Here is a 9300-nt window from a genome sequence, read left to right as displayed (position 1 = left end):
TCGCTCAACGGATAAAAGGTACCTCGGGGATAACAGGCTGATCTTGCCCAAGAGTTCATATCGACGGCATGGTTTGGCACCTCGATGTCGGCTCGTCGCATCCTGGGGCTGGAGTTGGTCCCAAGGGTTGGGCTGTTCGCCCATTAAAGCGGTACGCGAGCTGGGTTCAGAACGTCGTGAGACAGTTCGGTCCCTATCCGCTGCGTGCGTTGGAAATTTGAGAAAGGCTGTCCTTAGTACGAGAGGACCGGGACGGACGAACCTCTGGTATGTCAGTTGTACCGCCAGGTGCATGGCTGATTGGCTACGTTCGGGAGGGATAACCGCTGAAGGCATCTAAGCGGGAAGCCTGTTTTGAGATGAGATTTCCTGGCAACTTTGTGTTGTGTGAGGTTCCCTATAGATGATGGGGTTGATAGGCCGGGTATGGAAGCAAGGACTGGAGACTTGTGGAGTTGACTGGTACTAATAGACCGAAGGCTTACATATTTTTTTCTTGGTTTGGTTGTGTTTGCGTCCACTGTATGGTTTTGAAATAACAAAACACTATTTTCTTGATGAAAATGGCACGAAATTTAGACCCCGTAAGGGGTCTTTTTTCGTTTAAGGATCTTTTTATCCTTCTCTCTAAATAACATTCAAAGAAATCAAAATGACGGGGTGAGAGAGAATTCCGCTAGGGTAATACACATGGAAAATCTGTTCTCCCACGTTCCGGCACCTAGCGAAACAGCTACACCAGCGGCATCGAGCAATACGTTGCAAACTGCAGTGTATGTCCAACTCGATCTCTCGCTCGAAGAGAGCTGGCTAGCATTTACCGAATATACCCACCTTTGGTGGCCCCATCAGCTCAAACGAGATGGTGAGAGCTACATAGAAATAGGGGAACGTCTTCTTCTCGAAGAGACAGAAGGCGGCGAGAAAATCGTGCTGGGAGAAACCCAATACTTTGCAACACAAGACGTTATCGCAGTACAAACCCACCCCGGAGAACTCAATGACGCGTTCAAATCAGGGGTGAGCTTTGTCTTCGAGAAGGAATCAGAGAAGTCTTCCACTGTTGAGATTTGCTCCGGACTTATCAAGCCTAGAGACCTAGCTGATTTAGAACTAGGAGTGAGCGCAGAAGACCTAGGAGCAGCACAGCTTCTCTTATCTGGATTTGCTCGCTTTATGAAGACCACCCTAATTGTAGAGGATTTGTCTTCCAACTAATTTTTACTCAAGTACTGAACCTGCTCCAAAAACCGTTTATATCTGCGCGTAGCTAAAGCCAAGCCTTGAGTATGAGGGCGAGTTCTTCTGGACTATCCTCAAAATTCACCCCTGCGTCAGCAGAAGTGTACTCCACTCGCATACGAGAAATAGAACGACAGCGAGAGATCGGAGCCATCGACCACAGAACCTCAATAGAGGCAGCCGGCGACTCTATTGCCGTTGAAATGAGCTCAGCGAGACGTTGGTGAAATTCCCCTAAATCCTGCTGCTCTTCATCGGTTGCAGCTACCAAATTGCGTCTTGGAGCCTTAGGGAGCGCCATGACGTGTAAGGGACTACTAGCGGCATAAGGAACAAAGGCAACACAATGCTTGGTCTTTACTAGCACCCGGGTACGAACGACGAGTTCAGAGACCAATACTTCAGAGAGTAAATCCGCAACACGCCGCTTTGCCCAGCGCTCTGCCTGGAAGTTAACGATTTCCGTTAGTTCCGTGGGTTCTGAAAAGCCCTGCAGGGTTGCGAACGTTCTGGCGCCCTCGTGGAGTTAGTAATAACCGTAAGGTTTTGATGCTTGGATGCCTGCGCTGCAATCGCCGCGCAGGTGGTGACTGCGGAGAAAGCCAGCGAGGCACCGTCGTGAATGAACTCGGCTGCTACACGGGCTAAAGCCTCTTTGGCAGTGCGGTTAGTAGAAAATTTGGTGTCGAAGGTGGGGTTATTGGTGGAGTGAACGGAACGGGCGTCACCATGAACTTTAACGATGAGGCCGCGTTCAGCGAGTTCGGAGAGATCTTTCAATGAGCTCTGCGGTGGATACGGTCCCCCGCTGATCGACCTCTGTAATGATAAGGCTGTGTCGTTCGTCTGCTAACACCGGAGTGATCTCTTATGACTAAAAATGATTGAAACTGATTAATCCAGTACATAAATAATCATAAATGGTCACTAATTTGCAGAAAAAATCATTAATACAGGATTATCCAAACATGACCTGGAACGCTAAGAAGAACATAAGAAGAGCGATGACGCCGTCGAGAATTCTCCACGCGTCAGGTTTGGCAAACAGTGGACGAAGGAAACGAGAGCCGTAACCTAAAGCTGTAAACCAGAGAATTGAACCGGTGATGCTGCCAAGGTAGAACCACCAGCGCCCGGCCTCCCCGTGGGTATTGGCTAGTGAACCCAGAAGTACGAAGGTGTCCAGATAGCAGTGGGGATTCAAATAGGTGATAGCGAAGGTAAACGCCAGGGCTTTACCAACGCTCTGCGGCCCCTGCTCGCTAGGATCAACAGTGAGGGTGGAAGGGTTGAGGGCTCGTTTTGCTGCAGAAAATCCATACCAAACGAGGAATGCGCCGCCGAACCATCGGAGAGCTTCAAGAACCCAATCAAAACCTTCAGCGAGCTTGCCTACTGACCAAATACCGGCACCAATGAGCAGAACATCGCCAAAAATACAGAAAAGCACAATGGGCGTGACGTGTTTTCCAATAATCCCCTGGCGGAGGATAAAGGCATTTTGAGCACCGATTGCAACGATGAGCGAGAGGCCGGCGCCTAGTCCCATGAGTACGGTGGGGAAGTTTTCGGAGAAGTTCATAAGATAGAGAGTAGAGACTTTTGAAACATAAAACCATCTAATGATTCTTAGTGAGCATAAGATTATCTTATGAGGTTTACAGCTGAACAACTCCGCACCTTCGTACTGGTGGTCGAATTTGGAACTTTCGAAGCTGCCGCGGATCTGCTGATGGTGAGCGCGTCCGCTATTTCCCAGCGCATCAAAGCGATGGAACAGACAGCAGGCCGCGTACTTATCAAGAGAACAAACCCTGTTGCGCCGACGGAAACGGGCGAAATTGTTCTGCGCATCGCCCGGCAAAGCGAGTATCTCAGCAGTGAACTGGAGCGGGAACTAGGTGGAAGCGGAGGAGAGCGGACTATTGCGATTGCTGTGAATGCAGATTCACTCTCCACCTGGTTGCTCTCTGCCGTGGGTAAGCTGGCGCGCGAAGATCGCATTTTCTGTGATTTGCGCAGAGAGGGCGAACAGTACTCTTCGGCGCTATTGCGTTCGGGGGAAGCCATGGCTGCCATTACCTCTGATCCGGAGACAATTCCCGGCTGTACGGTGGAGAAGCTCGGCAATGTGCGTTACTGGATTGCGGCGTCGGCGGAGTTTGTGCATCGGCATTTTAAACAGTGGCCGAAACAAATCACCGTCGAAGAGCTCAACGCAGCCCCCACCATTGAATATGATCACAAGGATGTGGGGCAGAAATCATCTCGCGCACTCATCTTGAAAAATTTTGGGTTGGACGAGACGGTGGAAGGGGAATCGCCGAGTGTTTATGTGCCGTCGTCCCCTGATTATGCTCGTGCTATCTATGAAGGTATTGGGTGGGGGATTTTGCCCACCGCCCAGTGCGAGCAGCAGTTGAAGAGCGGGGAATTGGTGCTGCTTGCCTCTGAGCCATTAGATGCACCACTCTACTGGCAAAGGTGGAAAATTTCTTCAGAAGTTTTGGATGTAGTAACCAGTAGAGTGTATGAGGCAGCAAAAACGCTCTCATAATCTGCTGTTTTCTAGGGAAAATAAGTTGCTGTGTAAAATATTCTTAATATTTTCCGCAGAACGGTTGCTTAAAAAATGCTTTACACGTAAAGTAATTTTTGAAAGCGAAGGAACACTTCAACAAGATTTCTTGAAAGGCAAAATATCATGGCAGAACTTACTCCCGGCGTTTGGACCCTCGATGCAGCACATACCGAAATCGGTTTCTCCGTGCGTCACGCAGCGGTTTCCAAGACCCGCGGTCGCTTTGAAGAAGCTGAGTCAACGGTAACCGTTGCAGAAAACGTAGCCGACTCCGTTGTTGAGGCATCCATCAAGATTGATTCATTGGATACCCGCAATGCTGATCGCGACAGCCACCTGAAGTCTGCAGACTTCTTCGATGCTGAACAGCACCCCACCATGAACTTCAAGTCCACCTCTTTCGAGCTTGACGGCGAAGACTTGGTCGTCAAGGGTGATCTCACCATCAAGGGCGAAACCCGCCCGGTAGAACTCAAGGGCGAATTCGGTGGCGTTGCAACCGACCCCTTCGGTACCACTCGTTTTGGTGTATCTGTTTCCACTCAGATTTCACGCAAGGAATTTGGCATCACCTGGAACGCAGCTCTAGAAACCGGTGGCGTATTGGTTGGTGATAAGGTCACCATCACCATCGATGCTGAGTATGTAGCTCCTCAGGCATAAATTTGATGTGCGAGCAGTAGCTCGCGATAAAAAGCGCTCACCGCCTCTGGGGGGTGGGCGCTTTTTTGTGTGGTAATTTTTGCACTCTATATAGACAGCCTAACTACTTAATGTAACTATATAGATATGACAGAACCCAGCGAATACCCCTCCGAGTGGCTACGCGGAGTCTTGGGGCCGTGCGTCCTGCAAATTCTTGCCGACGAAGCCACCTACGGGTACGCCATCATCGGCGCGCTTGAAGCTGCCGGTCTGGGGGAAATAAAGGGCGGGACTCTCTACCCCCTGCTGACCCGCTTTGAAAAACGCGGGCTCGTGCGCACCGAATGGCGTGCAGGGGAGGGCGGACCCGGGCGAAAATATTTTTCCCTTACTCCTGATGGCCGTGCTGAACTCGCACAATCACGAGAGCAGTGGAAGTTCTTTAGTGACCGCGTGAGTGCACTGCTCGCCGAACCAACAGAGCAAACAGATATAGCAAAGGAACAGTCATGAGTGATCTCAAACAGTGGAGTGCGACTCACAAGAAATGGGTGGATGCCTTTGTCATCGAGCTACGCCTGGAGGGAGTTTATGGCGCGACGATCGGTGACGAGCTGACGACCGTGTTTAGCCACTGCGAAGAAACGGGGGAGGCTCCGGAGCAATCCTTCGGTGCGCCTAAGGATTATGCGCGGTCCCTAGGTTACTCTGTGCCTGAGCAACCTGGCGAGTATGTGAGTATTGTGCTCCCCATGCTCTTGCAGGTGTTCATACTGTTCGTGTTTACTTACTCCATGCGGGCGGTGGCTAACGCCCATAACTTCATGTTGAACGGCGTTGTGCTGGGCTGCTGGGCGGGCTCGCTCGTGGTTATTCTTGCCATGATTTTTGGGCTGAGAATACGCACGCTCATTGAAAAACCGTGGACTCTCATTCTTGGGTTTATTCTTGCCATCGGCCTGGGCGTTAGTGGCGCGATAGCCTCTCAGAAAGATCTGCCACTCATCGTCAATGTGCCTGCTATGCCCGTGGCGGTAGGCTCCGGCGTCCTGTTGCTTGTTGCTACAGCGTGGGCGGTGCGCTCTAGCTATAAAACGGCGAAAGAGGACGACGATGCGCTGGTCTCCCCGCTAGATTCAGGGCAGGAACAAGAGCGGGCTAAAAAATCGAGCACTATGGTGTCGGTTCTTCCGGCACTGCTCATCCCTCTTTACACAGTGATCGATACGTTGATTTCGTTCTGGATGGTTTAGGGGAGCCAAATAGTTTCTAATTTTAGCTACCGGTGATACATTCCGAACTTGTCACAGTGTCAGTGGCAGATTTTAGCCCTACATTTTCCTTTTAGATGTTCTTATCTAAAACGTAGAGAGTTCTCTGCTGTTGATCTTTCGTGGTATCCCGCAAAACATAAGAGCCACTTTTTATCTGCTAACCACCCAGACCATATTGTGCGCACTTCTGGCGGTCGGGCTGAGCCTTGACCATACTGTTGGTTTCGGCGGCAGTCCTGTTAGCATCACTCATTGCTTTGACCTCTTGGGGTGCCGACTCAGCAAATTTGGTGTACCACGCTAAATAAGCATCCCCAGCACCCATCGCCTTAATCTCCTCGGGTGCGGGCAGGATACCGTTGCCACACAGGATGTCACCGTACTTCAGATAAGGATCCTCCGGATCCTTCCCCTGTGCAGTCAATGCAGCGGCACGTTCCTCATCTGCTTTCTGCAACTCTTCCGCAGAAGCCTTCATCGCCGCGTTTTCCTGCTCATTCGCAGTCAGACCGGGGACGCTCGGGGAGGGCACCTCCGCAGAAGATTCCACAGAAGTCTCCTCAGCAGCCGGCGTCTCAGGCGCCACCGCGGGGCTCTCAACCGGTTCTGTATTTTCAACAGAAGCAGAACTCGCAGGTGCTGGTTCACTTTGTAAACTTGGTTCAGCACTGGCGCTACTATCCTCCAACGCAGACTCCGCGCCCAACGCCTCAGGAGTCTCCGACGGCTCAGCAGAAACACTCGTCGAAGACTCCGCTGGGGAAATCGCATCAGTATGAGAAGCGCATCCTGTGACAGACCACAGTGCCAACGGCATCAAAGCCACCACAGACAGCAGACGATGTGAAGCCACAGAAAAACGCATAATATCTCCCAGATTGAGGTTCTAACCAGGCAAAACAGCCCTAGAAAATATCATGCGTTAATCAGCGGAAGAAAAGAACTACCGTTCAGTCGCTAGTTAGTCCCACGTCTTCAACACATTTGAGCGGTACGCCTTGACCACAATTTGGAGGCGATCACGTGCGTCCACCTTAGAAGCAATATGAGCCACGTGTGTCTTCACTGTAGGTTCAGACAAAAACAAGGTCGAAGCGATTTCCCGGTTCGAATACCCATCACACAACAACTTCACGACGTCCCTCTCGCGGCTGGTGAGCTGGGACCACTCATAGACGTCGGTAGCCGTCATTCGACGCTCTACCGCCTCTTCCGCTAAATTGTCCACCAGCAACCGGGCGATGGACGGCGAAAGAACCGAGTTTCCCTCATGAACCGATCGGATAGCGTTAATAATGTCCTCAGGCTCAGAATCCTTGACAATATAACCGCTCGCTCCCGCCTTAAGCGCAGGAACCACATAGTCTTCAGAATGAAAAGTCGTAACCGCTAAAACCTTAGTTGAAGGTAAAGCCGCCGTGATTTTAGAGGTCGCATCAATTCCGTTCATCACAGGCATCTGCAAATCCATGAGGATAACATCGGGTTTCAGCTGCAACGCCAAATTTACTGCCTCAGCGCCATCAGACGCTTGAGCAACCACTTCCATATCCTTCTCAAACGTCACAAAAGAGGTCATAGCCTGACGCATGAGGCTTTGGTCGTCTACCACAAGTATTTTCAAAGTATCCATTAGTCCCCAGCATAGCGATTATTCATACTTAAGCAGTACAAAGAAAGCAAAAAGAGAGCGCAAAATCAGTCTTTAGCGGGTATAAATCCGCCGGTTCACATGGAAATATAGAAATGTGCAAAGTAGAAACAACCGGATGGGGTATTTAGACCTCATTAAAAACATGCATTTTTCACCCCCGCCTCGGACCGTTACCGGTTCATTGGCCGTGGGGTATATTCTGCTTGCGCTCTACGATGCCAAATATTTCAAATCAGGCGTTGCAGATGGGGTTCCGCCCCTTCTGTTCATTATCGTGCCGATATCCTATCTGCTGACTATTGGGCTAACATTTTTCCGAAGCCCTCTTGCCATTGGTTCGTTATGGGTACTGCTTATTGCTTTGCACTTCAACCCTCACAATGATGAATTCTGGCGGTTAGCCGCAATCTTTTCTACAGCGATAATTGCTTACTCTATGTCCGCTTGGTTTTGGTTGCCTACTGTCGCTATCTATATTTATTACTTTGCTTTTGGCATGTTTCAGTCTGCGTCTACTGATTCGGTGCAAATTCTGCTAGGGACACTCGGCAACATCATTCCCTTTATTGTGGTTCCCATCGTGGCGCGATTACAGGTTGAACGCAATACAGCGCACAAAGTAGCGTATGAGCAACGACTTGAAGCGGCATATCATGCAGCGGACGAAGAGCGCCGCAATCTTGCGCGCGAACTGCACGACGTCGTCGCCCATGAACTCACCGTTATCGCCATGCAGGCACGAACTGCTCGCTATGCAGATGCTGATGGTAAAGACGAAATCCTCGGGTTGATAGGCACCCAATCACGCACTGCCCTGCAAGAGCTACGCCGCCTGCTGGCGGTTATGCGGGTGGAAAAAGATAGCAAAATGCTCGCACCTGAACACCAGTCAATGAGCTCCGATCTGCGAGAAACCGTTCTCAAACAGGTTAAGCAACTAGAGAACTTTGGGTACAACGTTACCTATGACATCGACGGCGATTTCAGCCAAGTACCTAAAAGCTTCGCGCCCACTTTGTCGCGCGTAGTGACCGAATCAGTCACCAATACCATCAAGCATGGACGAGCAGGGGGCGACGTCGAAGTGCACCTCAGCGCCAGCGACCATGCGCTGGAATATTCGCTCACCAATGACACCGGCAAAACTAAAGACCAGTTGGTCTTCCCCAGCTCAGGTTTTGGTCTCTTAGGACTTACCGAACGCGTGAAACCGCTCGGTGGAACCCTGGAGAGTCACTCTCTTCCTGGCGACCGGTGGATTATGGACCTTAAAATGCCTTTTGAGACATAAAGGCGAATTTACGCTAGACCTTGCCAAATAAAGTAGACAATAGCCGCCACAATAAACCCAATCAGCGCCCAGCGGCGTAGTTTAGTCTCTAAAATCGCAGCTTTAATATCTTCACGTTCTGCGCGGGACTCGTTCGGGTCTACAGGGGCGAGGTTCTTAGGGTTAGTAACCTCAGGCTTAGTCTCTGCTTCAGGGGTTGAAGCGGAGGAAACATTATCGCGGGAAAAAGAAGTCAAGGGAACGTCCTATTTCCAGCGAGTCATCATAATCATGCCGGACATCATAAGACCCACCCCGATGGCGATGTTCCACATGCCAATAGCTGCAATAGGGAAGCGAGCCTCAGTGATGTAGAAAGTCATAATCCACAAGATGCCCAGTACCACGAGCGAAAACATAATCACGCGATACCACAGGGGGGTAGGAGAAGCGAACTCATCAACAGTCATCTCTTTAGCAATACGGCGCAGAGCTGCCTCATTCGCCTCAAACTCGCGATCCTCACTGGATACTGATCCTTGAGATGATTTCTTTTTTGCTGACTCAGCCACGTTTCCTCCACGCCCCGAAAGGGAGCTCATCATGTACGGTTTAACCTGAAGATAGACACAGG

Annotated in this window: 13 protein-coding genes and 1 rRNA gene; 7 read left to right on the top strand and 7 right to left on the bottom strand. The window is 50.6% G+C overall.

Going from position 1 to position 9300, the window contains the following annotated elements:
• Together A7E48_RS08255 and A7E48_RS08250 are read left to right on the top strand one after the other, a co-directional pair.
• A 23S ribosomal RNA gene (locus A7E48_RS08255) occupies positions 1–489 on the top strand; the annotation flags it as partial.
• A 201-nt stretch (positions 490–690) separates the two neighbouring features.
• Positions 691–1218 carry a hypothetical protein gene (locus A7E48_RS08250; RefSeq protein ID WP_068172028.1) on the top strand — a complete coding sequence of 176 codons (528 nt, stop codon included), beginning with the start codon at positions 691–693 and terminating at the stop codon, positions 1216–1218.
• Between the two features lie 52 nt (positions 1219–1270).
• Here A7E48_RS08250 and A7E48_RS11015 read toward each other — a convergent pair whose 3' ends face one another.
• The 3 genes from A7E48_RS11015 to A7E48_RS08235 all read right to left on the bottom strand — a co-directional run bounded on the left by A7E48_RS11015 (position 1271) and on the right by A7E48_RS08235 (position 2824).
• A complete protein-coding gene (locus tag A7E48_RS11015; RefSeq protein ID WP_158004414.1) occupies positions 1271–1639 on the bottom strand; it encodes an HIT domain-containing protein in 369 nt (122 codons plus the stop codon).
• Positions 1640–1707: 68 nt separating this feature from the next.
• Positions 1708–2022, bottom strand: coding sequence for a DeoR/GlpR transcriptional regulator (locus A7E48_RS08240; RefSeq protein ID WP_068172021.1), 315 nt, complete (start codon positions 2020–2022; stop codon positions 1708–1710).
• Between the two features lie 178 nt (positions 2023–2200).
• Positions 2201–2824: a LysE/ArgO family amino acid transporter gene (locus A7E48_RS08235; protein WP_068172019.1), complete on the bottom strand. Its 624-nt coding sequence runs from the start codon at positions 2822–2824 to the stop codon at positions 2201–2203.
• A 69-nt stretch (positions 2825–2893) separates the two neighbouring features.
• Here A7E48_RS08235 and A7E48_RS08230 point away from each other — a divergent pair, with 69 nt between their 5' ends.
• The 4 genes from A7E48_RS08230 (at position 2894) to A7E48_RS08215 (ending at position 5721) form a co-directional block, all read left to right on the top strand.
• Positions 2894–3799, top strand: coding sequence for an ArgP/LysG family DNA-binding transcriptional regulator (locus A7E48_RS08230; RefSeq protein WP_068172017.1), 906 nt, complete (start codon positions 2894–2896; stop codon positions 3797–3799).
• A gap of 147 nt (positions 3800–3946) precedes the next feature.
• Positions 3947–4486 carry a YceI family protein gene (locus tag A7E48_RS08225; RefSeq protein ID WP_068172014.1) on the top strand — a complete coding sequence of 180 codons (540 nt, stop codon included), beginning with the start codon at positions 3947–3949 and terminating at the stop codon, positions 4484–4486.
• Positions 4487–4612: 126 nt separating this feature from the next.
• Positions 4613–4981, top strand: a complete 369-nt coding sequence (locus A7E48_RS08220; protein WP_068172012.1) for a PadR family transcriptional regulator — start codon at positions 4613–4615, stop codon at positions 4979–4981.
• Complete coding sequence (locus A7E48_RS08215; RefSeq protein ID WP_068172010.1) at positions 4978–5721, top strand: hypothetical protein; 744 nt, start codon at positions 4978–4980, stop codon at positions 5719–5721. The genes A7E48_RS08220 and A7E48_RS08215 overlap by 4 nt, the downstream gene beginning before the upstream one ends.
• A gap of 178 nt (positions 5722–5899) precedes the next feature.
• Here the strand turns inward: A7E48_RS08215 and A7E48_RS08210 are convergent, their stop codons facing one another.
• Both A7E48_RS08210 and A7E48_RS08205 read right to left on the bottom strand, forming a co-directional pair.
• Positions 5900–6607, bottom strand: a complete 708-nt coding sequence (locus A7E48_RS08210; RefSeq protein WP_068172008.1) for a hypothetical protein — start codon at positions 6605–6607, stop codon at positions 5900–5902.
• 96 nt (positions 6608–6703) lie between these two features.
• Entirely contained in the window at positions 6704–7375 is a 672-nt protein-coding gene (locus A7E48_RS08205) for a response regulator transcription factor (RefSeq protein WP_068172007.1), read from the bottom strand.
• A 163-nt stretch (positions 7376–7538) separates the two neighbouring features.
• On the opposite strand from A7E48_RS08205, the gene A7E48_RS08200 reads away from it, so the two are divergent.
• Entirely contained in the window at positions 7539–8687 is a 1149-nt protein-coding gene (locus A7E48_RS08200) for a histidine kinase (protein ID WP_158004413.1), read from the top strand.
• Between the two features lie 8 nt (positions 8688–8695).
• Here the strand turns inward: A7E48_RS08200 and A7E48_RS08195 are convergent, their stop codons facing one another.
• Both A7E48_RS08195 and A7E48_RS08190 read right to left on the bottom strand, forming a co-directional pair.
• Positions 8696–8923, bottom strand: a complete 228-nt coding sequence (locus A7E48_RS08195) for a hypothetical protein (RefSeq protein ID WP_068172000.1) — start codon at positions 8921–8923, stop codon at positions 8696–8698.
• 9 nt (positions 8924–8932) lie between these two features.
• A complete protein-coding gene (locus A7E48_RS08190; protein ID WP_233126043.1) occupies positions 8933–9238 on the bottom strand; it encodes a cell division protein CrgA in 306 nt (101 codons plus the stop codon).
• Positions 9239–9300 lie beyond the last annotated feature (62 nt).

Source organism: Rothia sp. ND6WE1A (genome assembly GCF_001683935.1).
Taxonomy (GTDB): domain Bacteria; phylum Actinomycetota; class Actinomycetes; order Actinomycetales; family Micrococcaceae; genus Rothia; species Rothia amarae.
This window is presented reverse-complemented; position numbering and strand designations above follow the sequence as displayed.

Coding starts and splice junctions, on each gene's coding strand:
- A7E48_RS08250 (WP_068172028.1), top strand. CDS start 691: ATGGAAAATCTGTTCTCCCACGTTCCGGCACCTAGCGAAACAGCTACA.
- A7E48_RS08235 (WP_068172019.1), bottom strand. CDS start 2,824: ATGAACTTCTCCGAAAACTTCCCCACCGTACTCATGGGACTAGGCGCC.
- A7E48_RS08230 (WP_068172017.1), top strand. CDS start 2,894: ATGAGGTTTACAGCTGAACAACTCCGCACCTTCGTACTGGTGGTCGAA.
- A7E48_RS08225 (WP_068172014.1), top strand. CDS start 3,947: ATGGCAGAACTTACTCCCGGCGTTTGGACCCTCGATGCAGCACATACC.
- A7E48_RS08220 (WP_068172012.1), top strand. CDS start 4,613: ATGACAGAACCCAGCGAATACCCCTCCGAGTGGCTACGCGGAGTCTTG.
- A7E48_RS08215 (WP_068172010.1), top strand. CDS start 4,978: ATGAGTGATCTCAAACAGTGGAGTGCGACTCACAAGAAATGGGTGGAT.
- A7E48_RS08210 (WP_068172008.1), bottom strand. CDS start 6,607: ATGCGTTTTTCTGTGGCTTCACATCGTCTGCTGTCTGTGGTGGCTTTG.
- A7E48_RS08205 (WP_068172007.1), bottom strand. CDS start 7,375: ATGGATACTTTGAAAATACTTGTGGTAGACGACCAAAGCCTCATGCGT.
- A7E48_RS08200 (WP_158004413.1), top strand. CDS start 7,539: ATGCATTTTTCACCCCCGCCTCGGACCGTTACCGGTTCATTGGCCGTG.